Source organism: Salinicola acroporae (genome assembly GCF_003206615.1).
Taxonomy (GTDB): Bacteria; Pseudomonadota; Gammaproteobacteria; order Pseudomonadales; family Halomonadaceae; genus Salinicola; species Salinicola acroporae.
In genome coordinates, this window is sequence record NZ_PZJW01000016.1 from 24,270 (window position 1) to 47,773 (window position 23,504).

The 23,504-nt window shown below is 63.7% G+C and carries 20 protein-coding genes and 1 pseudogene; 11 read left to right on the plus strand and 10 right to left on the minus strand.

Translation table 11 applies throughout. The features are described from left to right. The first annotated feature begins 141 nt into the window (after positions 1-141). Complete coding sequence (locus DOM54_RS18775; RefSeq protein ID WP_110717788.1) at positions 142-873, plus strand: RNA methyltransferase; 732 nt, start codon at positions 142-144, stop codon at positions 871-873. 80 nt (positions 874-953) lie between these two features. Then, positions 954-1,346, plus strand: a complete 393-nt coding sequence (locus DOM54_RS18780; protein WP_110717803.1) for a hypothetical protein — start codon at positions 954-956, stop codon at positions 1,344-1,346. 128 nt (positions 1,347-1,474) lie between these two features. Here DOM54_RS18780 and rpsA read toward each other — a convergent pair whose 3' ends face one another. The 7 genes from rpsA to DOM54_RS18815 all read right to left on the minus strand — a co-directional run bounded on the left by rpsA (position 1,475) and on the right by DOM54_RS18815 (position 11,998). Then, positions 1,475-3,151, minus strand: a complete 1,677-nt coding sequence (gene rpsA, locus DOM54_RS18785) for a 30S ribosomal protein S1 (RefSeq protein ID WP_110717789.1) — start codon at positions 3,149-3,151, stop codon at positions 1,475-1,477. Between the two features lie 222 nt (positions 3,152-3,373). Beyond that, positions 3,374-4,054, minus strand: a complete 681-nt coding sequence (gene cmk / locus DOM54_RS18790; RefSeq protein ID WP_110717790.1) for a (d)CMP kinase — start codon at positions 4,052-4,054, stop codon at positions 3,374-3,376. Next, complete coding sequence (locus DOM54_RS18795; RefSeq protein WP_110717791.1) at positions 4,051-6,288, minus strand: bifunctional prephenate dehydrogenase/3-phosphoshikimate 1-carboxyvinyltransferase; 2,238 nt, start codon at positions 6,286-6,288, stop codon at positions 4,051-4,053. The genes cmk and DOM54_RS18795 overlap by 4 nt, the downstream gene beginning before the upstream one ends. 1 nt (position 6,289) lies before the next feature. Next, entirely contained in the window at positions 6,290-7,390 is a 1,101-nt protein-coding gene (gene pheA, locus DOM54_RS18800) for a prephenate dehydratase (RefSeq protein ID WP_110717792.1), read from the minus strand. A gap of 51 nt (positions 7,391-7,441) precedes the next feature. Further along, on the minus strand, positions 7,442-8,524 hold the full coding sequence (gene serC / locus DOM54_RS18805) for a 3-phosphoserine/phosphohydroxythreonine transaminase (protein ID WP_110717793.1): 1,083 nt from the start codon (positions 8,522-8,524) through the stop codon (positions 7,442-7,444). 130 nt (positions 8,525-8,654) lie between these two features. Then, positions 8,655-11,405: a DNA gyrase subunit A gene (gyrA, locus tag DOM54_RS18810; protein WP_110717794.1), complete on the minus strand. Its 2,751-nt coding sequence runs from the start codon at positions 11,403-11,405 to the stop codon at positions 8,655-8,657. Positions 11,406-11,566: 161 nt separating this feature from the next. Then, positions 11,567-11,998, minus strand: a complete 432-nt coding sequence (locus DOM54_RS18815) for an acyl-CoA thioesterase (RefSeq protein ID WP_110717795.1) — start codon at positions 11,996-11,998, stop codon at positions 11,567-11,569. A 197-nt stretch (positions 11,999-12,195) separates the two neighbouring features. Here DOM54_RS18815 and DOM54_RS18820 point away from each other — a divergent pair, with 197 nt between their 5' ends. The 3 genes from DOM54_RS18820 to DOM54_RS18830 all read left to right on the plus strand — a co-directional run bounded on the left by DOM54_RS18820 (position 12,196) and on the right by DOM54_RS18830 (position 15,382). Further along, on the plus strand, positions 12,196-13,122 hold the full coding sequence (locus DOM54_RS18820) for a recombination-associated protein RdgC (protein WP_110717796.1): 927 nt from the start codon (positions 12,196-12,198) through the stop codon (positions 13,120-13,122). Between the two features lie 47 nt (positions 13,123-13,169). Continuing rightward, the gene (locus DOM54_RS18825) at positions 13,170-14,360 is read left to right on the plus strand and encodes a 1-acyl-sn-glycerol-3-phosphate acyltransferase (protein ID WP_110717804.1); all 1,191 of its coding nucleotides are present in this window, start codon (positions 13,170-13,172) and stop codon (positions 14,358-14,360) included. 266 nt (positions 14,361-14,626) lie between these two features. After that, entirely contained in the window at positions 14,627-15,382 is a 756-nt protein-coding gene (locus DOM54_RS18830) for an RIO1 family regulatory kinase/ATPase domain-containing protein (protein ID WP_110717797.1), read from the plus strand. Positions 15,383-15,397: 15 nt separating this feature from the next. Here the strand turns inward: DOM54_RS18830 and DOM54_RS18835 are convergent, their stop codons facing one another. Continuing rightward, positions 15,398-16,849 (minus strand): TrkH family potassium uptake protein, encoded by a 1,452-nt coding sequence (locus DOM54_RS18835; protein WP_240613968.1) that lies wholly within the window; start codon positions 16,847-16,849, stop codon positions 15,398-15,400. 352 nt (positions 16,850-17,201) lie between these two features. Here DOM54_RS18835 and DOM54_RS18840 point away from each other — a divergent pair, with 352 nt between their 5' ends. After that, positions 17,202-17,486: a hypothetical protein gene (locus DOM54_RS18840; protein ID WP_110602865.1), complete on the plus strand. Its 285-nt coding sequence runs from the start codon at positions 17,202-17,204 to the stop codon at positions 17,484-17,486. A 70-nt stretch (positions 17,487-17,556) separates the two neighbouring features. On the opposite strand, the gene DOM54_RS18845 is transcribed toward DOM54_RS18840, so the two are convergent. Next, positions 17,557-17,877, minus strand: a complete 321-nt coding sequence (locus DOM54_RS18845; protein ID WP_240613970.1) for a pilin — start codon at positions 17,875-17,877, stop codon at positions 17,557-17,559. Positions 17,878-17,891: 14 nt separating this feature from the next. Then, positions 17,892-18,009 (minus strand): annotated as a pseudogene (locus DOM54_RS20635) (prepilin-type N-terminal cleavage/methylation domain-containing protein); the annotation flags it as partial. A gap of 394 nt (positions 18,010-18,403) precedes the next feature. On the opposite strand from DOM54_RS20635, the gene pilB reads away from it, so the two are divergent. From pilB to yacG, 5 genes are all read left to right on the plus strand, one after another. After that, the gene (gene pilB, locus DOM54_RS18850; protein WP_110717807.1) at positions 18,404-20,128 is read left to right on the plus strand and encodes a type IV-A pilus assembly ATPase PilB; all 1,725 of its coding nucleotides are present in this window, start codon (positions 18,404-18,406) and stop codon (positions 20,126-20,128) included. A gap of 28 nt (positions 20,129-20,156) precedes the next feature. Beyond that, positions 20,157-21,410, plus strand: a complete 1,254-nt coding sequence (locus DOM54_RS18855) for a type II secretion system F family protein (protein WP_110717798.1) — start codon at positions 20,157-20,159, stop codon at positions 21,408-21,410. A 205-nt stretch (positions 21,411-21,615) separates the two neighbouring features. After that, entirely contained in the window at positions 21,616-22,476 is an 861-nt protein-coding gene (locus DOM54_RS18860) for a prepilin peptidase (protein WP_240613969.1), read from the plus strand. A gap of 26 nt (positions 22,477-22,502) precedes the next feature. Beyond that, positions 22,503-23,111, plus strand: a complete 609-nt coding sequence (gene coaE / locus DOM54_RS18865; RefSeq protein ID WP_110717808.1) for a dephospho-CoA kinase — start codon at positions 22,503-22,505, stop codon at positions 23,109-23,111. Between the two features lie 55 nt (positions 23,112-23,166). After that, entirely contained in the window at positions 23,167-23,412 is a 246-nt protein-coding gene (gene yacG / locus DOM54_RS18870; protein WP_110602871.1) for a DNA gyrase inhibitor YacG, read from the plus strand. Positions 23,413-23,504 lie beyond the last annotated feature (92 nt).

Sequence of the window (23,504 nt, forward strand, 5' to 3'; positions counted from 1 at the left end):
CGCCTGATCCTTTCAGGTATCATGGAAAGCCCCGCCTTCTGGCGGGGCTTTTTTTGGTCTTGTCGCCGTGTCGGCTTGGTTTTACCCGCCCGAAGGTATTCGCCGACACCCTGAATTCTTGCCCGCAGGAGTTTTTCGCGCATGCTGGATCGCATTCGCATCGTTCTCGTTCAGACGTTCCACCCCGGCAATATCGGTGCCAGCGCGCGCGCGATGAAGACCATGGGCCTCAGCGACCTGGTCCTGGTCGCCCCACGCCAGTTCCCCGATGAGGAGGCGACGCGGCTCGCAGCCGGCGCTGCCGACCTTATCGAGGGTTGCCGTGTCGTCGACTCCCTGCCAGAGGCGATTGGCGACTGCGTACAGGTCATCGGCGCCAGCGCCCGTCTGCGTAGCCTGCCACTGCCCTGCTACCATGAACCGGATCAGATGGCCGCCGAACTCTGGCGCCGTCTACCGGAGGGGCCGGTCGCCATCGTCTTCGGGCGGGAGCGATATGGTTTGACCAACGAGGAGATCGGCCACTGCACGCATCAGTTGAACATCCCTGCCAACCCGGACTATGGCGTGCTCAATCTCTCCCAGGCCGTGCAGATCGTCGCCTACGAGGCGTTCCGGCAATCCCGCGCCCAGCAGGGGGAACCACAACAGATGCCCAAGGCCAGCGGCCCTTATCCGACGATGGAGCAACTGGATCACTTTTACGCCCATCTGCACCGGGCCCTGGACGGTGCCGGGTTCCTGACGCAGCCCCACGCCCGGACCGAGGCTCATCTCCGCGCCCTGTTCACCCGCTCCGAGCCCAGTCGCAAGGAGCTTTCGATCCTGCGGGGCGTGCTCAATGCGTTGGAGAGTTCAAGCCGGGGCGACTAGATCCTCAGGTAAAGTCCTTTGACAGCCGGGTCGGCCGGATAGAGAATGGGAATCGATCTCATCAAATAGCGATGCCGGTGATGACTTCCGAACGCTCCCAGCTTTACTATACCTGCGTCTTTCTACAGGTCTCTTTCCAGGCCATCGAAAGCTCGATCATGGCCCGGCACCAGGAAAGCAGCCGCTGCTGGCTGGACGCCCAGACCCTGCAGATGCTGCTGGGCGAACTGCAGCGCTGCCGTCTCAATGCCTCACCGTTCAAGCCCGTTCACGCCCCACTCGAAGAGGCGATCTACCACTGCGGGCTGCTGATGGCGCAGTGCCCTGGCGCCCTCGACCAGCGTCTCTGCCGACACCATCTCCAGGCCATTGCCGCGCCGCTGGGACAGGCGGTCCGACATCTCTCCGTCAGCGCGAGCCCGCAGCGGCCAGCCACTTCGTCGCCACGCTTCCGGACCTGGTTCGGCCGCTGATCCCGGCGCCGACCACGCCCGCCTCGCTGGCCGGCCGCGCACCACCGGCCACGAGAGTGCGAACGACGTACCAAAAAAAACAGCGCCCGTAGGCGCTGTTTTGTTCGGCAGAGACCGGATTCGCTGAATCAGTCCTGGCCCATCTGCTGCTTGATCAGATCACCGATGGTAGTCGGGCCATTGGGCTCGACGTCCTGATCGCGCAGTTTACCCATGTTGCGGCGCGTATCGACCTGATCCTTGGCTTTGATGGACAGATTGATGACGCGGCTCTTGCGATCCACGTTGACGATCTTGGCTTCGACGCTGTCGCCTTCGTTCAGTACGTTGCGCGCGTCTTCGACACGATCGGCACTGATCTCGGACGCCTTGAGCACGGCCACGACATCAGTCGCCAGCTCGACATGGGCTTCCTTGGCATCGACTTCGATGATGCGGCCAGTGACGACGGCACCCTTGTCGTTGACAGCCAGGAACTCGGAGACCGGATCGGACTCGAGCTGCTTGATGCCCAGCGAGATGCGCTCACGCTCCGGATCGATCGACAGGATGACCGCTTCCGCTTCATCGCCCTTCTTGAACTGACGAACGGCTTCTTCGCCAGTCTCGCTCCAGGAGATGTCGGAGAGGTGAACCAGGCCGTCGATACCGCCTTCCAGGCCGATGAAGATACCGAAATCGGTGATCGACTTGATGGTACCGGCAACGCGGTCGCCCTTGTTGTAGCGGCCGCTGAAGTCTTCCCACGGGTTGGTGGTGCACTGCTTGATACCCAGGGAGATACGACGACGCTCTTCGTCGATGTCGAGAACCATGACTTCGACTTCGTCACCGACCTGAACCACCTTGGACGGATGGATGTTCTTGTTGGTCCAGTCCATTTCGGAGACGTGAACCAGACCTTCGACACCCTCTTCCAGCTCGGCAAAGCAGCCGTAGTCCGTCAGATTGGTGACACGGGCGTTGACCTTCATGCCTTCCGGATAACGATCGACGATGTTGACCCACGGATCTTCGCCCAGCTGCTTCAGGCCCAGCGATACGCGATTGCGCTCGCGATCGAACTTGAGGACCTTGACGTTGATCTCGTCGCCGACAGCCACGATCTCGCTCGGATGCTTGATTCGCTTCCAGGCCATGTCGGTGATGTGCAGCAGGCCGTCGACGCCACCGAGGTCGACGAATGCGCCGTAGTCGGTGAGGTTCTTGACGATACCGTTGATCTGCTGGCCTTCCTGCAGGGTCGCCAGCAGCGCTTCACGCTCGGCACTGTTCTCGGCTTCGAGAACGGCACGGCGAGAAACGACGACGTTGTTGCGTTTCGGGTCGAGCTTGATGACCTTGAAGTCCAGCTCTTTGTGTTCCAGGTGCGCAGTGTCGCGTACCGGACGCACATCGACCAGCGAGCCCGGCAGGAAGGCGCGAATGGAGGAGACGTCGACGGTAAAGCCGCCCTTGACCTTGCCGTTGATCACGCCCTTGACGATCTCGTCCTTCTCGAAGGCCGCTTCCAGTTCCTTCCACGCTTCGGCGCGCTTGGCCTTCTCGCGTGACAGGCGGGTTTCACCGAACCCGTCTTCGACGGCTTCCAGCGCAACCTTGACTTCGTCACCGACCGCAATGGTCATTTCGCCATTGTCGTCGCGGAACTGCGCCGCGGGGATCTGCCCCTCGGACTTCAGACCGGCGTTGACGGTGATCCAGTCGCCTTCGATTTCAACCACGGTCGCCATGACAATGGCACCGGGTTCCATGTTGATGTCCTGGAGAGACTGTTCAAACAACTCAGCAAAGCTTTCGCTCATGTGATTCCTACGTGATCAACGTTGATGACGGTCAAACCGTCTTCCTCCGTACCACCAGCGAGCACGGGCCTTATCGACATATCCCTGGGGATGTTGGCGCTGGTTCGACCTGCAGCGACTTTTCAGTCGGGTCGTTGCACGTCATGACATCTTGCCAGGGGCCCCGGGAGCGGAAGTGCGTCGTCGGCTTCTGCCGGAGAGCGACCCTGAAACCAGTGGGCTTCAGGCCAGCTTTCGTTCGGCGAGCAGCGTTTCGATACGCTCCACGACTTCCGGTATATCCAGCTGCGTGGTGTCCAGCTCGACCGCATCTTCAGCGGGCTTGAGCGGGGCGACCGAGCGCTGCATATCGCGCGCGTCGCGCGCTTGGATTTCTTCCAAAAGGGTCGAGAGTCTAGCATCTTCACCCGCCTGCTGCAATTGCAGCAGGCGTCGCCGCGCCCGCTCCTCGGCGGAGGCGGTGAGATAGATCTTTAGCGGTGCGTCGGGAAAGACCACGGTCCCCATGTCGCGTCCGTCGGCGACCAGCCCCGGCGTCTTGCAGAAGTCACGCTGACGCTGGAGCAGCGCGGCGCGGACCGGCGGCAACGCCGCCACCTGGGAAGCCGCGTTGCCGACGCTTTCACTGCGAATCGCCGTGGTCACGTCATCGCCTTCCAGCAGGATCTGCATCGCCCCATCCTCGACGGCGAACAACACGTCGAGCGCCTGCGCCTGCAAGGAAAGCGCCTCGGCATCATCGACGGCCACGCCATTGCGCATCGCCGACAGCGCGGTCAGGCGATAGAGGGCACCGGAGTCGAGCAGATGCCAGCCCATGTGCTCGGCGATCATTCGACTGATCGTTCCTTTCCCGGCCCCACCCGGGCCGTCGATGGTCAAGACGGGCGCCAGTGTCGTCATGCCGATATCTCCGTCAGTTCAAGCCCCACCTTGTTGGCCAGCGCGACGAAACCGGGGAATGAGGTCGCCACGTTGGCGCAGTCGTCGATCGCTATCGGGCCATCGGCCCGCAAGGCAGCGATGGTGAAGGCCATGGCGATGCGATGGTCGCCGAGACTGTCCACCTGCCCGCCGTGGTAACTCGGCCCATCGCCGACCTTGCCGACCACGTCGATACCGTCATCGTAGACGGTGGTCTCGACCCCCAGGACGTCGAGGCCATCGGCCATCGCCTGGATCCGGTCGGACTCCTTGACCCGGAGCTCCTCGGCGCCGCGCAACCGGGTGGTGCCCTCGGCGTTGGCCGCGGCGACGAACAGCGCCGGAAATTCGTCGATCGCCAACGGCACCTGGTCAACGGGGATGTCGATACCCTTGAGCGGGGCATAACGGATATGCAGGTCGGCCACCGGCTCGCCGCCCACCTCGCGCGGATTTTCCAGGCGCAGATCGGCACCCATTGCCTTGAGAATGTTGATCACGCCGATTCGGGTCGGATTGACGCCGACATGTTCGAGCACCAGGTCGGAGCCCGGCGTGATCGCTGCCGCCACCAGGAAGAAGGTGGCAGAAGAGATATCGGACGGCACGTCGATGGGTGCGCTGGTCAGTTCGCCGCCGCCTTGCAGCGTTGCCAGGTCGCCATCGCGATCGACCTTGTAGCCGAAGCCGTTGAGCATGCGCTCGGTATGGTCCCGGGTGGGGGCCGGCTCGCGGACGCGGGTCTCGCCCTCGGCATAGAGCCCCGCCAGCAGCAGGCAGGACTTGACCTGGGCGCTGGCCATCGGCATGTCGTAGTGGATGCCCTTCAGCGGCTGGCCACCGTGGATCCCAAGCGGCGGACGCCCACCCTCGGCGGTATCGATCCTCGCCCCCATCAGGCGCAGCGGATCGGCCACCCGGGCCATGGGACGCTTGGTCAGCGAGGCATCGCCGGTCAGTTCGGTATCGAAGGCCTGCCCCGCCAACAGGCCGGCGAATAGCCGCATGGCAGTGCCGGAGTTTCCCACGTAGATCGGGCCGGCCGGCTTTTTCAGCCCGTGCAGGCCCACGCCATGGATCGTCACCCGACCCTGGTGCGGCCCTTCGATGGCGACGCCCATGTCGCGAAACGCCTGCAGCGTCGCCAGACTGTCCTCGCCTTCGAGAAAGCCCTTGACCTCGGTAACGCCATTGGCCAGGGCACCAAGCATGATCGAGCGGTGGGAGATGGACTTGTCGCCGGGAACGCGAATCCGGCCATTGACCGAACCGCCGGGCGACACCCGGTACTGAACCTGTCGTGCTTCCATGGTCTGATAACTCGTCTGATTCAACAGCGTTTCAAAATAGTGCCTGGCGTGACTGGCGCGATCGAACGTGCCCAGCATGGCATCGCTGTCGCCCTGCTCGACGGCCGCGCGCAATCGCCCCAGGCCGGTCTCGAAATCATCCAGCGCATCCAGCAGCGCATCGCGGTTGGCGGTGAAGATATCGCGCCACATCACCGGATCGCTACCGGCGATACGGGTAAAATCTCGAAACCCGCCGGCGGCGTAGCGGAAGATCTCCAGCCGTTCGTCCTGGCGAGCCAGCGTGTCGACCAGCGAGAACGCCAGCAGGTGCGGCAGATGGCTGGTTCGCGCCAGCACCTGATCGTGCCGGTCAACCGGCATCTCGAGCACTTCCGCGCCACAGCGCTGCCACAACCCCCGCACCATGGCAACGGCCGTCGGCGTGGTGTCAGCCTCCGGCGTCAGGATGACCTTGTGATGACGGTAGAGCGCCGGGTTGGCTGCGGCCACCCCGCTCTTCTCGGAACCGGCGATGGGGTGGCCCGGAACGAAATTGGCAGGCAGCCGACCGAAAGCCTCCCGAGCCGCCTCGCAGACGCGGCGCTTGGTACTCCCGACATCGGTCAGCACGCGCTCGCCAAGGACCGGCGCCAGCTGTTCGAAGACCCGGCGCATGGCCAGGACCGGCACCGCCACCACGACAAGGCCGCTCTGGGCGACCAACGCAGCGAGATCGCGCCCCCCGTCATCGATCACCCCCATCTCGAGGCCGATGGCAATCTCCTCCTGGTTGGGGTCGCAGGCCAGGATCCGACCGCCATAGCCGCTAGACTTGAGCGCCGCGGCCAGCGAGCCGCCGATCATTCCCAGCCCCACGATCAGCACCGAGGGATCCGCTGGCGGTGTATCGCCCTCCCGCATCTTAAAGCACGCCCACCGGATAGGAACCCAGCACCTTCATATCCTGTGCGCCGCGGCGCACTTCTTCGAGCACACTCGCGATTTCGGGCTCGTCGACATGCCCCTTGAAGTCGATGAAGAACACGTAGTTCCAAGCACCGGTGCGCGACGGGCGCGTCTCTAGGCGGGTCATGTCGACATGGTGGCGATGAAACGGCTCGAGCAGTGCGTGCAACGCGCCGGGCTCGTTGCGCATGGCGACCACTACTGAGGTCTTGTCGGTGCCCGACGGCGGGACCGACTCGTTGCCGATGATCAGGAATCGCGTGGAGTTGTCCGGGCGATCCTCGATCTTCTCCGCGACGTGATCGAGCCCGTAGAGCTGTGCCGCCATGTCGCCGGCGATCGCCGCGCTGTGCCACTCGGTCTTGACCAGTCGCGCCGCCTCGGCGTTGGAAGACACCGCAACGCGCTCGGCGTGGGGGTAATGGGCGTCCAGCCACTTGCGGCATTGGGCGAAGGACTGGGGATGCGAGTAGATCCGGGATATCTTGTCCTGGCGCGTGATGCTCGACATCAGCAGATGGTGGTGGATTCGCAGCACCACCTCCCCGCTGATGTGCAGGCCGGAGTCCATGAACGAGTCCAGGGTGTTGTTGACGACGCCCTCGGTGGAATTTTCCACCGGCACCACGCCGTAGTTGACCGCGCCCGCCTCGACTTCACGGAACACTTCGTCGATGGCCGCCATGGGCAAGCTGATGGCGCTGTGGCCGAAATGCTTGAGCGCCGCCTGCTGGGTGAAGGTACCTTCCGGCCCCAGATAGGCGACCTTGATCGGCTTTTCCAGCGCCAGACAGGCGGACATGATCTCGCGGAAGAGCCTGGCCATCTCCTCGCGGTGAAGCGGCCCAGGATTCTCTTCCATCACCCGGCGCAGCACCTGGGCCTCGCGCTCCGGACGATAGAAGACGGCATCGGGGTCGTCCGCGGTCTTGACGTGGGCCACCTGGGCGGCGCACTCGGCACGCTCGCTGATCAGGCGCATCAGATCGCTGTCGATGGTGTCGATGCGCTGCCGGAGCGCAGCCAGGTCCAGCGGCGAATTCGAGGAGTCACTCATGACCGTATCCTGATGACTGTAGGGTGATGTCGTTGGGTGAAGCTCCGCCCATCAACCACGGCGGCGCTCGAAATCCCGCATGAAAGTGGTCAACGCCTGAACGTCGGCCTCGCTGACGGCGTTGTAGAGACTGGCCCGCATACCGCCGACGCTGCGGTGCCCCTTGAGATTCAGCAGCCCTTCCGACTCCGCCTCCTCGAGGAACGTCGAATTCAGCGCTTCGTCGGCGAGGGTGAATGGCACGTTCATGATCGAGCGGTTGGTCGGATCGATGGGGTTGGCGTAGAAATCGCTGGCGTCGATCGCCGCGTAGAGCGCCTCGCACTTGCGCCGGTTGATCGCCTCCATCTCGGCCAGACCGCCAACGTCCTGCTTGAGCCACTGAAACACCAGGCCAGCCAGATACCAGGCATAGGTCGGTGGCGTATTGATCATGGAGTCGTTGTCGGCGTACACCTTCCAGCCCAGCAATGAGGGCGTCTGCGGCAGGGCGCGCTCCAGCAGATCATCGCGGACGATGACGACGGTGATCCCGGCGGGTCCGATGTTCTTCTGGGCCCCGGCATAGATGACCCCATACCGGCTCACGTCAAGCGGCGCGGAGAGGATCGACGATGACATGTCGCAGACCAGCGGCACGTCCACCTCCGGCACGTAATCGTAGGCCAGGCCACCGATGGTCTCGTTGTGGCAGTAATGCAGGTAGGCGGCATCGGTCGACAGCGCGATCTCGTCCGGGCGAGGGACATGGACATAGCCATTACCCTGCGTCGAGCCCGCGATGTGTGCGCCGGCAAGATGGTTCGCCTCCTTGATCGCCTTGGCAGACCAGATCCCGGTATCCAGATAGTTGGGGGTACCGCCCGGCCCCAGCAGGTTGAGCGGTACGCAGGCGAACTGCAGGGTGGCGCCACCCTGCATGAACAGCACACGGTAGTTGTCGGGAATCGCCAGCAGGTCGCGCAGATCCCGCTCGGCCTGGGCCGCGATCGCCTCGAACGTCGGGCTGCGGTGACTCATCTCCATCACCGAAAGTCCTTGCCCTCGGTAGTCGAGCATCTCCTCGCGAGCGCGCTCCAAAACGGCGGTCGGCATCGCCGCCGGACCCGCACAGAAATTATGCAGACGTGTCATTGCCTGGGTTCCTGGATCTGAATCATTGCCAACCACGGTGACTGCCCTGAACGGCCATCATCGACGGACGATCACCGCGGAGAACGTTGCTGTCGACCGCGCCGACCCGATTGGCCGGCGCGGTCCTTGCTCACTCGTCTTCCGGCCTGACGTCGCCTGCTTCATCGCCGGGAGCGTCATCGGCCTTGCCGTCGACATTCGAATCGGCGTCCTCGGCCTTGCCGCTCTCATCGCCGCCCTCTTCAGCCAGCTCGTCCTCGGCCAGTTCGTCCTCTTGGGGCTCGTCGACACGCACCGTCTTGACCAGGCGCTCGTCGTCACCCGTGCGGATCAGGGTCACGCCCTGGGTGTTGCGCGAGCTGATCGAGACTTCGGCGACCCGGGTACGGACCAGCGTGCCGCGGTCGGTGATCAGCATCATCTCGTCGCTGGACCGCACCTGCATCGCCGCCACCAACGCACCGTTGCGCGCCGTGGTCTGCATCGCGATCACGCCCTGGCCGCCGCGCCCCCGGATCGGGAACTCCTCGAGCCGGGTGCGCTTGCCGTAACCGTTTTCCGATGCCGTCAGAATGTAGATCTGCTCGTCGTTGCCGCCGTCCTCGGCATCGCCCTGCGTGTCGGCCTCGGCATCGGCGTTGGCATCGATGGTCTGACTCTGCGGGATGATCAGGCTGATCACCTCGGCGCCATCGAGCAGGCGCATGCCACGAACGCCACGTGCGGTACGGCCCATCGCACGGACATTGCCTTCCTCGAAGCGGATCGCCTTGCCGTTGGACGACAGCAGCATGACGTGATCCGACCCGGAGGTGATCGCGGCGCCGACGAGGCGATCGCCCTCGTCGATATCGATGGCGATCAATCCCACGCTGCGCGGTCGCGAGAACTGATCCAGCGAGGTGCGCTTTACCGTACCGCTGGCGGTGGCGAAGAAGATGTAGCTGTCGGGGTTATAGTCCCGCACCGGCAGAATGGCGTTGATCGATTCGCCGGCATCGAGTGGCAGCAGGTTGACCAGCGGCTTGCCTCGCGAGCCGCGGCTGGCGTTGGGCATTTCGTAGGTCTTGAGCCAGTAGACCTTGCCGCGGTTGGAGAACAGCAGCATGGTGTCGTGGGTCGAGGCGACCACCAGATGCTCGATGACGTCCTCGTCCTTCATGCTGGTCGCCGACTTGCCACGCCCGCCCCGCTTCTGTGCCTGGTAGTCGGTGATCGGCTGGGTCTTGGCGTAGCCGCCACGGGAAAGCGTGACCACCATATCCTCCTCGGCGATCAGATCCTCCATGGAGAGATCGAGACGACTGGTGTGAATCTCCGTCTTGCGCTCGTTGCCGTACTGTTCGCGGATCGCTTCCAACTCTTCGCGGATGACCTCGAGCAAGCGATCCGGCGAGGCCAGAATATGGTTGAGCTCGGCGATCTTCTCGAGAATGCTCAGGTATTCGTCGAGCAGCTTCTCGGTCTCGAGTCCGGTCAGACGATGCAGGCGCAGCTCGAGGATGGCTTGGGCCTGGGCCGGAGACAGCCGGTACATGGCGCTGTCGTCGGACAGCCCGTAACCCTCTTCGAGATCCTCCGGCTTGCACGAGGTCGCCCCGGCACGCTCGAGCATGCCGGTGACCTGGCCCGGCTGCCAGTCGCGGGCGAGCAGCTTGTCCTTGGCTTCGGCGGCATTGGGCGACGCCTTGATCAGCTCGATCACTTCATCGATGTTGGAGATCGCGACCGTCAGGCCTTCGAGCAGATGGCCACGTTCGCGGGCCTTGCGGAGTTCGTAAAGCGTGCGACGGGTGACGACCTCGCGCCGGTGACGGACGAAAGCCTCGAGCAGTTGCTTGAGGTTGAGCGTCTTGGGCTGGCCGTCGTCCAACGCAACGATGTTGATCCCGAACACGTTCTCAAGCTGGGTGTGCGCGAACAGGTTGTTGACGACGACATCGCCCGATTCGCCACGCTTGATCTCGATGACCACGCGCAACCCTTCCTTGTCGGACTCGTCACGCAGCTCGGCGATGCCCTCGACCCGCTTCTCCTTGACCAGCTCGGCGATCTTCTCGATCAGTCGCGCCTTGTTGACCTGGTAAGGCAGCTCGGTGATGACGATATGGTCGCGACCACTCTTCTTGTCGAACTCGACGGTGTGCTTGGCACGTACGTAGATGCGGCCGCGGCCGGTGCGATATGCCTCGAGAATGCCGGCACGGCCGTTGATGATACCCGCGGTAGGGAAATCGGGGCCGGGGATGTACTCCATCAGGTCGTCGACCGTCAGGGTGTAGTCGTCGATCAGGGCCAGACAGCCGTTGATCACTTCCACCATGTTGTGCGGCGGGATGTTCGTCGCCATGCCGACCGCGATACCGGACGCGCCGTTGATCAGCAGGTTCGGCACCTTGGTCGGCAGCACTTCGGGGATCCGCTCGGTGCCGTCGTAGTTGTCGACCCAGTCGACGGTATCCTTCTCGAGATCCGCCAGCAGCTCGTGGGAGAGGCGCGCCATGCGCACTTCGGTGTAACGCATCGCCGCGGCGTTGTCGCCGTCGATGGAGCCGAAGTTGCCCTGGCCGTCGACCAGCACATGGCGCATCGAGAAATGCTGCGCCATACGCACGATGGTATCGTAGACCGCGCTGTCGCCGTGGGGGTGATATTTACCGATCACGTCGCCGACCACGCGCGCCGACTTCTTGTATGGCTTGTTCCAGTCGTTGCCGAGTTCGTGCATCGCGTAGAGCACGCGACGGTGGACCGGCTTCAAGCCATCGCGGACGTCGGGAAGCGCGCGTCCGATGATGACGCTCATCGCATAGTCCAGGTAGGACTGCTTGAGCTCATCCTCGATGTTGACTGGCAGAATTTCTCTGGCGATATCACCCATGGGTCGTCAAATCCTTTGCACCGCTGCCACGACCGGCGTCCGGCCGTGGCAGCGTTAATAAAGCCCCGGCAAGGCGGCCAAGTCTCTTGGCCGCACAATCACGGGATCATACCATTTCAGGGGCTTTAAAGGCAGGCGTTGACGTGCTTTGACCGGCTTTTCTACTTCTCTTCGGAGACATCGACCACCAACGGTCCCAATCGCTCTGCCCACGCTCCCTCCATCGGAACCACCTGACCGCTCTGCTGGTCGAGCAGCACGAATGTCAGCGTGGCGGCCGCCACCAGCTCACCGCTGCCGATGTGCGTTATCCGATGCCCGACGACACCGCTGCGCCCGCCGATGCGAGTCAGGCAGGTCTCGACCTTGAGGTCGTCGTTCATGACGGCGGCACGGCGGTAGTCGATATTGAGATTGACCGCGACCAGCGCCACGCCCCGGGCCAACCCATCGGCGAATTCCGGATGGGCATCGACGTAGGCCCAGCGCCCCTCCTCGAGGAACTCGAGATAGCGGGCATGATTGACGTGACCGTAGCCATCGAGATGAAAGCCCCGGACGCGAACCTCGGTTATCGTGATACGTGAATCCATGCAAACCTCCATGATGACGGTTGTAGACGCCGCAGCGGCAAGGCGGCGCCCGCGTCTGTCCTTTGCCGCTGGTCTGTCGTCCGCAGCCCAAAACATACGCCCGTTTGAAACAGTCGCGCAAACATCAACGATCAACCTCGGTGGTAACACCTGGGTCGTTTCGACATAATATGCCTCCTTTCAAACGGAGCGGGCGCATGTGGTTCAAGCACTGTCATCTGTATCGCTGCCATGACGTCGAGGTTCTCTCCCTGGAGGATCTGGAAACCGCACTGGCAGAATTCGCGTTTCGCCCCGTCTCCCCGCGCGAAGCGCGCCGGGTTGGCTGGAGCGCCCCGGCGGGCCGTCGCAGTGACCAGCGCGCCCACGAGGTTCAGGGACATCGGCTGCTGTCGATGCTGCGCCAGGAGCGCCTGCTGCCGGCGGCGGTGGTCAATGACGAGGTCAACGAACGCAGCGAGGCGCGCGAGCAGGCCGAAGGCCAACCGCTATCGCGCCGTGAGCGACAGTTGCTCAAGGAACAGGTGATGGAGGAGCTGCTGCCCCAGGCATTCACTCGCACCCAGCGTGTCGAATTGTGGTGGGATACCCGCAAGCGCCTGATCGGCATCAACGCCTCCAGCCGCAAGCGCGCCGAGGAGGTGCTGGACCTGCTGCGTCAGACGCTCGGTTCGCTGAAGGTGACCCCCCTGGCAACCAAGACGCCGCCGTCTCGCGGCATGACCCAGTGGTTGAGCGACCCCGCCAGCCGCCCCGCCAGCCTGATGCTCGGCGACCAGGTGGAGCTGCGCGCGGCAGAGGATGAAGGCGTCCTGCGCGCGCGCCAGGTCGACCTCGACAGCGAGGAGATTCAATCGTTGCTGGAGAACGGTCGTCAGGCCAGCCAGCTCAGCCTCGGTAGCGAGGGTCAGCTTCGTACCATGCTGCACGACGACCTGGCCCTCAAGTCTCTCAAGTTCGACGACGCCCTGCTGGACGAAGCCAGCCAGAGTGACGACGGCGACGACCCGGTCGTCTCCCTGGAAACCGACTTCGCGCTGATGTCGCAAACGCTGGCGACTTTCGTCGACCAACTGATCGAATGGCTGGGCGGCGAAGCCGATCCGGCAGCACCGACGCCATGACGCTTCATCCCGATACCCTCAAGAACACCGAACCCGGCAGTGATGGCATGACCGCCAATCCACACAGCGCCGAGGCGGCGATCGATCTCGACCGGTTCGCCGACATTCGCCCCTATCACGACGAAGAGGTCGAGGCCGTGCTGGCCCGACTCGCCCACGACAGCGAGCTGCTGGACGCGATCACCCGCTACCGCTTGCCGCGGCTGGCACGCTTCGCCCCGCCGCTGGCCCGCAGGCTCGCCAGTTTCCGACTGCAGCGCGAGATGCGTGGCGTGACGGCCGTGCGTGACTTCCAGTTGCGCATTGCCGACTACATGGCACACATGATCAGCCGCACGACCCACGGATTCGAGGTCGAGGGCCTGGAGCGGCTGGATCCGGGGCAGGCCTATCTGTTCATCGGCAACCACCGGGACATCGCCCTCGATCCGGCCTTCGTCAACTACGCGCTCTACCTCGCGGGCCACGACACCGTGCGCATCGCCATCGGCGATAACCTGCTGCAGAAACCCTTCGTCACCGATCTGATGCGGCTCAACAAGAGCTTCATCGTGCCGCGCTCGATCAAGGGCAAGCGAGCAATGCTGGCGGCCTACCAGTCGCTCTCGGGCTATATTCGCCACTCGATCACCGACGACAACCACTCGGTGTGGCTGGCCCAGCGCGAAGGGCGAGCCAAGGACGGCGTCGATCGCACCGATAGCGCCATCGTCAAGATGCTCTGCATGGCACGACGCCTGGAAGAAGGCGATAGCGATATCGGCAGTGCGGTACGCGAACTCAAGATCGTCCCCGTGTCGATCAGCTACGAGTACGACCCCTGCGCGATCAACAAGGCCCGCGAGTTGCAGGCCAAGGAGACCGACGGCACCTACCGGAAGGTGGAGTTCGAGGACATCTTCTCCATCGTCTCCGGCATTACCGGCAACAAGGGCCGGGTCAAGCTGGTGTTCGGGACGCCGCTATCGGCCGATTTTGGCACCGCCGACGAGGTGGCCGACGAGATCGATCGCCAGGTACTGGAGAACTATCCGATCTTTCCCAGCCACCAGCTCGCCTTGTCGGAGACCGGGGCAGCCCCGGAACTGGTGGATTTGACCGGCGTGACGCCCGGCGATCGCGAGTACTTTCGCCACCAGCTTGCAGCCGTCCCCGAACCACTGCAGCGTTGGTGGCTGTTGCAATACGCCAATCCGATCCTGAATCGAGCCGGCAAGGCCCAGCGCCACGACGCCTGAAACGCCGGCGCCAAGATCATCTCGTCCCGGTCTCGGCCGGGACCCTTCCGCCTCTACTGGCTCCCATCTGCCGAGGACGGTGTCTGGACCCAAAGCGGACTCATGGGGGACGCTCTCCCGCTACAGCACTTTCGCCTGACAGGCATCGCCGGCCGGCTGCCTCTGCCCGACCGGTATCGCTGCTGCCAGTCACTGGCGCAAGCACGGAATGTTTCTTAAAATACGCTTAAATTTAGCCAGCTAATTAGCGTATTCACGTTCTGCCCATGAACTCTGCTCCCGATCCCGCCACCGCAACACCGGTCACGGCACCCGACGCCGACGGTTCGTCCACCCCACCGCCTAGGGCATTACCGCTACCAGCGCCGGCCCCCATCAGGCCCACCACCCTGCAGCGGGGCACCGGGTTGCTCAAGGCCGATGTCTACCTCGACATTCATGCGGGAGAACCGGTCATCCGCAAGGATTACAGCCGCTACGCCGGTAGCTGGCAGGCAATCCCGGCGCGCCTGCTGCTGCACCACGAGGCCCGAATACTGGAACGCCTCCGTCATTGGCCCCATGCACCCAAGGTGGTTGGCCAGGTCGGCAAGCTCTCGCTGCTGCTCGAATATGTGCCCGGCGAACTGCTGAGCGATGCGGCCGACCCTGCCAATCCGGCGGTTTTCGTCCAGTTGATGGCCGCCCTGGCCGCACTCCACCGCAGTTCGATCGTCCACAACGACGTGCGCGGCTCCAATATCATCATGAGCCGGGGCCGCGTGGTGCTGATCGATTTCGCCGCGGCGCTCTACCTGCCCGGCGGTCGACTTCTCCGGTTCCTGCTTCGCCCCCTGCAACGCAGCGATATCGCCGGCGGGCTCAAGTTCAAGACCCGCCTGACCGGAGAGGCGCTGACACCGAAGGAGGCTCGGCTGCGGCGCAAGCCGACCTGGATGAAAGGCCTACAGCACATTTGGAAGCGGCGATTGCTGCCACACCTCAAGCGCCGCCTCGCCTCGACCGACCGAGGCAGCCAGTGACATCCCGCCCTGCCGCTACTTGCGCCAGAAGAATGGCGTCATCAGCACCAACACCGTGAGGATCTCGAGGCGCCCCATCAGCATGCCGAGGGAAAGCAGCCATTTGGCGGCGTCCGGCAGCGAGGCGAAATTGCCGGCGGGCCCGATGGTGTTCCCCAGTCCCGGCCCGACATTGGCCAGGGCAGTGGCCGCGCCGGTAATCGCGGTCACCATGTCGAGCCCCAGCGCGGCCAACGCCAGCGCCAGCACCGCCACGGTGAGAAAGAAGAAAAACGAGAAGGCGATGACGGCGCGCACCACCTCGTCGTTGAGCGGTCGGCCGTTGTAGCGCTGGGCGAACACGCCACTGGGATGGACCAGATAGCGCAACTGGTTGGCCAGCAGCAACCCTCCGATCTGGAATCGGAAGATCTTCATGCCGCCACTGGTCGAGCCGCTGCAACCGCCGACGAAGGTAATGAAGAAGAACGTGGTGACGGCCAGCGGCCCCCACTGGGTGTAATCGGCACTGGCGTAGCCGGTGGTCGTCACCACCGAGATCACGTTGAAGGCGACATCCGTCAGCGCCTGAAAAGGCGCATCCGAGAAGGCCAGGACCCGGTAGAGAGTCAGCGTCGCGATCACCACGAACAGCAGCCCGACGAGCCCCCGCACCTGCTGGTCCTGCCACAGCGCGCCGCGACTGTCGCGCAGCAGCCGGATATAGAGCACGAACGGTAACGCCCCGCCCAGCATGAACAGACAGCCCAGCCACAGGATCAGCGGACGATCGTGATAGATGCCGAACGAGGCGTCGTAGTTGGCGAAGCCACCGGTGGAGACCGAACTCATGGCATGGACGATGGCATCCAGCGTACCCATGCCCGCCAGCCGATAGCTCAGGATCGCCGCCAGCGTGAGGCCGAGATAGATGACCGTGGATGCCTTGGCGATACCGCCGGCCCGGGGCAGCACCTTGTCCGACCAGTCGGAGGACTCGGTCTGGAACAGGCGCATGCCGCCGACCTTCAGGAACGGCAGAATCGCGATCGCCATCACGATGATCCCGATCCCGCCCAGCCACTGCATCAATCCGCGCCACAGCTTGAGACCGTCGGAAAGGTTATCGATGCCGGAGAGCACGGTGGAGCCAGTGGTGGTGATGGCGGAGACCGACTCGAACACCGCATCGGTAAACGACAGCTGCGGCGCTCCCAGCACCAGCGGCAGGCTGGCGAAGGCGCTGATCACCGCCCAGCTCGAAGTGGTCAGGATGAACATGTGACGCGTCTTCAACTCGACCGCCGTCCGCCACGTCCATGCCAGCAGCGAACCCGAGACCACCGCGACGACCGCCATCGACTTGAGAAACGCCCACAGATCGGGGTCGTTCTCCAACCCCAGCAGGATCACCGGCGGCAACATGAACAGCGCCAGAACGATCAACAGCAGCGCCAGAATCTTGAAAATCGGCTTGGCGTCTCGCAAGACTTCCTCCCGGTTCCGTCCACTCGAGTCCCGATCCCGCCGCCCGGCGGAAAATCTCCCCGTCGCGGCGAATAAATCGCAGCGATGATAGGCCATCACGAGACGCAAGACACGGCTTTGCCCGCTTTTCTCGTTGCCGGCACGGCTGCGTCCCGCCCGCACCATGACGTGGAGAAACGCCGGCGCAGAGTGCTCGGCCAGGGTGACCGCCGACCCTCCCTGCAGCAAGCCGCGCAATCTCTGGCGATGCGGCGAGATATGCTATGGTGGCGCCATCAGAACGCCTGGGCACGGAGGCTAGGCGATACGCCGCCCCAACACGCCCGCGCCGCCCACCACAGGAGAGTCGTCCATGAGTTCCGCCTCGGAAATGCAGAAAAACCGCGTCATCCAGGAGCTGCGCGCCTTCATCAAGAAGCTGCTGCAGGAGCCCGGCATCCTCGAGAACTCGCTGGCCATCGCCAAGCGTCACTCCGATGGCAGCAACGATCCCAAAGCCTGGGCGACCATCGCCAACGAGATTTCGGACACCACCAGCGTGCACATCCCGGAAGACCCGAGCGAGCACTCGGAGGCGGACCGGCTGTTCCTGGAGGTGTTGCGGGAGGTCGTCGGGGAGGAGAAGGCGCTTTATTAAGCTTTAAGCTGTAAGAGGGAAGCCCTAAGAGAGAAGAAAAGAACAAGGCCGGCAGATGCCGGCCAAGCATCTATTCAGTTGTGACAGTACAACTACTCGCGTACTGTTCCGCGACTGTCGTTCCACACTCCCACACCCCTGTTGCAGGATTGTAGGAATAAGTCACCGTTTTATTACTGATATTAGCGTTCGCTGTCGCATCATCCCCAGAACCAAAGGTATAAATCGCCGTAGCTTTGGCTGTTGCAGTACCATCCCATGAGCCACCTGTAATCGCGCCATAACTTCCTTGTTCACTAATTCCCAGCTCAGTGGCATCGTCACCGCTCAGCGTGTACGACTCCCCTCTATCGACTTGCTGCTGGATACTAATCTTGGCCCCGCCAAGCATGCTATGGGCTTCGGAGAACTGGGATCTCGCGACATAGTTCTGATACTGCGGGATCGCGATGGCGGCGAGGATGCCGATGATCGCGACGACGATCATGAGTTCGATCAGGGTGAAGCCACCCTGCCGGCGAATTGGTGTTTTCGGGTTCTGCTGCATCATGGTTCCCTGCTCTTGCCAATGTTGAGCCGGTGGGATTGGCGCCATCTGCGCCACCCACCGGACGTCCCCTTGCCTTGCGTGCCGCTCGCTTGACGATCTCCAGCCCCGGCCAGTGATGACCGCTCGCGGCTGCCCGCAACCATGCACACGACGACACGAAAGGTTACCTTTCGTGACACTTCAATCGCCTTATCGGCAGGTCGCGAAGAATACTTAAAGAAAAATGACTTTAAGCCGATATCACGGTCATCTCGGCCGTGATTCCTGCTCTTCGTGGCCTTGCGTTGCCGGTCGTCGTCGCCCGTTCGACGCTCCCGTTGAGCGGGCGATGCCGCTGCTCATATCGTCATTCAAGGGGCCCCTTTTCATGCCGGAAGCCATGCCATCCCGCGCGCAAAGCGGGCTCGCCCAGCGCTTCATCGAGCAGGGACTGATCAGCGCCGAGGCCTGCGAGCAGGCGTTCCGCGAGGCCGCCGAGCGGCAACTGACGTTGCTGGAGTTTCTGGTGAGAGAGGGCAAGGTCGATGCCCGCCAGGCCAGCGTGCTGGCGGCTCGCGAGTACGGCTTGCCGTTTCTGGATCTGAAGCAGATCGACTGGGATCAGCTACCGGTCATCGAACCGGTAGCGGACAAGGTCATTCGCCGCTTCCAGGTGCTGCCGCTGGCCCGAGACCACCGGCGGCTGACCGTGGCGATCGCGTTTCCCGCCACCCTGGCCAGCCTGGACGAGCTGCAGTTCACCACCGGGCTTGCGATCGAGGGCGTGCTGGTGCCGTTCGATCAGTTGGAACGGGCGCTGGCCAAACGCTACCAGAACCACGAGACCTCCGGCATGCTGGAGGCGCTCGGGGAAGCCAGTGAAGCCTTGACGCTGGATACCAGCGAAGCGGATCTGGAAAACGAGGCCGCCGCCTTCGACAAGGGCGGCGACGACGAGCCGGTGGTCCGTTTCGTCAACAAGATCCTGCGCGACGCCATCCATCGCGGCGCGTCCGACATTCACTTCGAGCCCTACGAGTCTAGCTACCGGATCCGCTTTCGGGTCGATGGCATGCTGGTCGAGATCGCGCGCCCTCCGCTCAACCTGCGCACCCGCCTGGCCGCGAGGCTCAAGGTGATGGCACGCCTGGACATCTCCGAACGCCGCCTGCCCCAGGATGGCGCGATGAAGATCCGGCTCGATGCCAAGCGCGCCATGGACTTCCGCGTCAATACGCTGCCCACCGTTTTCGGCGAGAAGATCGTGCTGCGCTTGCTGGATGCCGAGACCGCCAGCTTCGGCATCGACGCGTTGGGCTTCGCCCCCGATCAGCGTCGGCTGTTCGAGGCCGCACTCGCCGAGCCCCAGGGCATGATCCTGGTCACCGGCCCCACCGGTAGCGGCAAGACGGTAACGCTTTACACCGGTATCAATCTGCTCAATACCGAGGAGCGCAACATCTCGACCGCGGAAGACCCGGTGGAGCTCAAGGTGGCCGGCATCAATCAGGTCAACGTGCAGCCGCGTATCGGTCTCGACTTCGCCAGCGCCCTGCGTGCCTTCCTGCGCCAGGACCCGGACGTGGTGATGGTCGGCGAGATCCGCGACCTGGAGACCGCCGAGATCGCGGTCAAGGCCGCCCAGACCGGCCACCTGGTGCTCTCGACCCTGCATACCAACTCGGCCGCCGAAACGCTGACCCGCCTGCGCAACATGGGCGTCGCCAGCTTCAATATCGCCAGTTCGGTATCGCTGATCATCGCCCAGCGCCTGGCGCGACTGCTGTGCCCGCGCTGCAAGACACCGGCGGAGATCCCCGCCGAAGTGTTGCACCGGGAAGGTGTCCCAGCCGAGCGGCTGGCAGGCGCCACCCTCTTCCGCGCGGTGGGATGCGACCACTGCACGCTGGGCTACAAGGGTCGAATCGGTATCTACGAGGTCGTGCCGGTCAGCGAGGCGATGAGCCAGATGATCATGGCGGACAGCCATGCCCTCGAACTGGCCCGCGCAGCACGGGATGCCGGTCATGCGGGGCTGCGCCAGAGCGGGCTCGACAAGGTCCTACAGGGACTGACCAGCCTCGAGGAGATCAACCGAGTGACGACTGACTGACGCCCGATTTACCAGACAGGAAGCGATCATGGCGACGACCCTCAAGTCAGCCAAACCAGTGAAAGCCCCCAAGGCGCCCCGACGCATGGTGATGCACCGCTGGCAGTGGCGTGGCAAGAACCTGCGCGGGGAGACCGTCGCCGGTGAACTCATTGCCTCCGATATCGACGAGGTCCGCAAGGAGCTGACGCGCCAGAGGATCATCGTCAAGCGCATCACCCGCAAGACGGGAATGTTCGGGTTGGGGCGAATCAAGGCTCGCGACATCACGCTTTTTTCCCGTCAATTGGCGACCATGATCCGGGCCGGCGTGCCGCTGCTTCAGGGCTGCAAGGTCGTCGCCGAGACGCTCAAGAATCCTGCGATGCGAAACCTGGTGGAGACGCTGGCCAACGACATCAGCGCCGGCTCCAGTTTCTCGGAGGCCCTGGCCAAGCACCCCTCCCGCTTTGATCGCATGTTCGTCAACATGGTCGCCGCCGGCGAGCAGTCGGGAGCCCTGGACAAGATGCTCGAGCGCGTGGCCAGTTATCGCGAGAAGACCGAGGCACTCAAGGGCCGGGTCAAGAAGGCGCTCTACTACCCGACCGCGGTGGTCCTGGTCGGCATCGGCGTCACCGCGCTGCTGCTGGTGAAGGTCGTACCGCAATTCGAGAGCCTGTTCCAGGGCTTCGGCGCCGAGCTCCCGGCGTTCACCCAATTCACCGTACACCTCTCTCAATTGACCCAGGCCTACTGGTGGCAGGCCATTCTCGCCGCGACGGCGATCATCCTCGGCCTGCGCCAGGCCATGAAGCGCTCCCCCACCTTCGCCTATCGCGCCCATCAACTGGTGCTCAAGCTGCCGGTGCTCGGCAATATCGTCGACAAGGGGTCGATCGCCCGCTTCTCGCGGACCCTGGCGACCACGTTCAATGCCGGCATTCCACTGGTGGAAGCGCTGGAGACCGCCGCCGGGGCCACCGGGAATCACGTTCACCAGCGCGCCATCGCCAGCATTCGCGAGGACGTGGGGACGGGGCAGCAGCTCAACTTCGCCATGCGTCGTACCCAGATCTTCCCCATTATGGCAGTCCAGATGGTGAGCATCGGCGAGGAAGCCGGCGAGCTGGACACCATGCTCGACAAGGTAGCGGAGTTCTACGAGGAAGAGGTCGACAACCAGGTCGACGCGCTGACGTCGCTGCTGGAGCCCTTCATCCTGGTGGTACTGGGGACGATGGTGGGTGGGCTGGTCGTCTCCATGTATCTGCCCATTTTCCAGATGGGCTCGGCTATCTGATCATTCAGGGCTACGCGCTTCTGCCGCGTTGTTGCCCGTCACCTCGCAATCCTCACGGACAACCACGTCCGCTCCGGTTCCTCGGCGGCGAGCGCCTAACGGCAAAAGCGCTCGCCGATGAATCGCAAAGTTAGGGCGGCAGTAAGCTGACCTCCATTTGCGTTACCCTAGAGCCGTTTGTTTTTCGATACCCGTGGAGTTTCCATTGTCAGATCTTCCTCCTTTGCTTACCTGGCCGTTGGCGTTCGTGTTCGGCGCGGTGCTGGGCAGCTTCCTGAACGTGGTCATCGTGCGCCTGCCGGTCATGCTGATGCGGCGCTGGCGTGCGGAAGCGCTGGAGGCACTGGAGCAACCCGCGGAGACCAGCCCGCGCTACAATCTGGCGACGCCAAGATCGCACTGCCCCGGCTGCGGACGTTTCATTGCCTGGCACGACAATCTGCCGCTGATCGGCTGGCTCAAGCGCCGGGGGCGCTGCGCGGCGTGCGGCACGTCGATCAGCGCGCAGTATCCGCTGGTCGAACTGGCCTCGGCGATGCTGGCGATGACGGCCATCGGGATACACGGGATCAGTTGGCAGAGCCTGTGGCTGGTCGGCGCCTGTCTGACGCTGCTGGCCGGAGCGGTCATCGACTGGCGCACTCAACTGCTGCCGGATGCGCTGACCCTGCCGCTGCTCTGGGCTGGCCTGCTCTATCAATGGCTGTTCGCGCCATGGATGCTGGAGAGCGCCGTGCTGGGCGCCATTGCCGGCTATCTCTCGCTGTGGTCGGTCTACTGGCTGTTCAAGCTGACCACCGGCAAGGAGGGCATGGGCCATGGCGACTTCAAGCTGATGGCCGCCCTCGGTGCCTGGCTCGGCTGGCAAAGCCTGCCGCTGCTGCTGCTGCTCTCGGCTGGAGTCGGCGCGGTCACCGGCACGATATTGATCGCCACGCAGCGACAAGAGCGGAACCAGGCAATGCCCTTCGGCCCCTATATCGCGCTCGCCGGGTGGATCGTGTTGCTGGTCGGCGAGCCGCTGCTGGCGGCCTACCGCAACCTGTTGCTGGGAAGCTGGGGGTGACCATGACAGTCAACGCGCAGAAGACCATGGTGGTGGGGCTCACCGGCGGAATCGGCTCCGGCAAGAGTGCCGTCGCCGACGCCTTCGGCGCCCTGGGCATCGGCTGGATAGACGCTGACCACGTCGCCCGCGAGGTCGTGATGCCAGGCGAGCCCGCGCTGGCGGCCATCATCGAGCGCTACGGCGACACCATCCTTCAGCCGGATGGAACCCTCGACCGCCGCGCGCTGCGAACCCGCATCTTCGACGATGCGGCCGAACGCCGCTGGTTGGAGGGAGAGACTCACCCGCGTATCCGTCAACGGCTGCTGACCCACCTGGCGCGGTTGCGCGCGGTCGGCGCGCCCTACTGCCTGCTGGTGTCGCCGCTATTGATCGAATCGAGCCAGCACGAACTGGTCGACCGGATTCTGGTCGTGGACGTTCCCAGGGAGATTCAGATCGAACGCACCTTGGCGAGGGATGGCGTCGACCGGCGCCAGGTGGAGTCCATTCTGTCCGCACAGAGCTCCCGGGAGCACCGCCTTGCAGCGGCCGACGACGTCATCGACAATGGCAGTACTCGACGACATTTGCTCGATCAGGTCGCTCGACTGGATGCCAGGTACCGTCAGTTGCACGCTCCAGCCGGATGATGGTGCCTCGGCACCCAGGCCTTCGACACGTTAGCCACCGACACGATATCTCCCCATGACTCGATCCAACGATCCAAGCAACGACAACGTCGCCGGCAAGGGGCTGACCGTCCCCTGCCCCCAATGCCAGCAACCGGTGGCCTGGACGACCGACAACGCCTATCGACCATTCTGTTCCAAGCGCTGCAAGCTGATCGACCTGGGCGCCTGGGCGGACGGCTCCCACCGTATTCCGGGCGAACCCCACATGGATGAAACCGAACTCGACGAGCTCATCGATCGGCTCGAACGTGGCGAGTAGCCCGCGCGCGCGTTAGGCGCCGACGCTGGCCACAGGGTCATTCCAGTGGCCGAAAACGAGGACGCCGCACCCAGTGGGTGCGGCGTCCTCGT

What these genes read in the sequence shown, in the direction of transcription:
- DOM54_RS18775 (WP_110717788.1), top strand. Translation starts at nt 142, where the DNA reads ATGCTGGATCGCATTCGCATCGTTCTCGTTCAGACGTTCCACCCCGGC.
- DOM54_RS18780 (WP_110717803.1), top strand. Translation starts at nt 954, where the DNA reads ATGACTTCCGAACGCTCCCAGCTTTACTATACCTGCGTCTTTCTACAG.
- rpsA (WP_110717789.1), bottom strand. Translation starts at nt 3,151, where the DNA reads ATGAGCGAAAGCTTTGCTGAGTTGTTTGAACAGTCTCTCCAGGACATC.
- cmk (WP_110717790.1), bottom strand. Translation starts at nt 4,054, where the DNA reads ATGACGACACTGGCGCCCGTCTTGACCATCGACGGCCCGGGTGGGGCC.
- DOM54_RS18795 (WP_110717791.1), bottom strand. Translation starts at nt 6,288, where the DNA reads ATGCGGGAGGGCGATACACCGCCAGCGGATCCCTCGGTGCTGATCGTG.
- pheA (WP_110717792.1), bottom strand. Translation starts at nt 7,390, where the DNA reads ATGAGTGACTCCTCGAATTCGCCGCTGGACCTGGCTGCGCTCCGGCAG.
- serC (WP_110717793.1), bottom strand. Translation starts at nt 8,524, where the DNA reads ATGACACGTCTGCATAATTTCTGTGCGGGTCCGGCGGCGATGCCGACC.
- gyrA (WP_110717794.1), bottom strand. Translation starts at nt 11,405, where the DNA reads ATGGGTGATATCGCCAGAGAAATTCTGCCAGTCAACATCGAGGATGAG.
- DOM54_RS18815 (WP_110717795.1), bottom strand. Translation starts at nt 11,998, where the DNA reads ATGGATTCACGTATCACGATAACCGAGGTTCGCGTCCGGGGCTTTCAT.
- DOM54_RS18820 (WP_110717796.1), top strand. Translation starts at nt 12,196, where the DNA reads ATGTGGTTCAAGCACTGTCATCTGTATCGCTGCCATGACGTCGAGGTT.
- DOM54_RS18825 (WP_110717804.1), top strand. Translation starts at nt 13,170, where the DNA reads ATGACCGCCAATCCACACAGCGCCGAGGCGGCGATCGATCTCGACCGG.
- DOM54_RS18830 (WP_110717797.1), top strand. Translation starts at nt 14,627, where the DNA reads ATGAACTCTGCTCCCGATCCCGCCACCGCAACACCGGTCACGGCACCC.
- DOM54_RS18840 (WP_110602865.1), top strand. Translation starts at nt 17,202, where the DNA reads ATGAGTTCCGCCTCGGAAATGCAGAAAAACCGCGTCATCCAGGAGCTG.
- DOM54_RS18845 (WP_240613970.1), bottom strand. Translation starts at nt 17,877, where the DNA reads ATGCTTGGCGGGGCCAAGATTAGTATCCAGCAGCAAGTCGATAGAGGG.
- pilB (WP_110717807.1), top strand. Translation starts at nt 18,404, where the DNA reads ATGCCGGAAGCCATGCCATCCCGCGCGCAAAGCGGGCTCGCCCAGCGC.
- DOM54_RS18855 (WP_110717798.1), top strand. Translation starts at nt 20,157, where the DNA reads ATGGCGACGACCCTCAAGTCAGCCAAACCAGTGAAAGCCCCCAAGGCG.
- coaE (WP_110717808.1), top strand. Translation starts at nt 22,503, where the DNA reads ATGGTGGTGGGGCTCACCGGCGGAATCGGCTCCGGCAAGAGTGCCGTC.
- yacG (WP_110602871.1), top strand. Translation starts at nt 23,167, where the DNA reads ATGACTCGATCCAACGATCCAAGCAACGACAACGTCGCCGGCAAGGGG.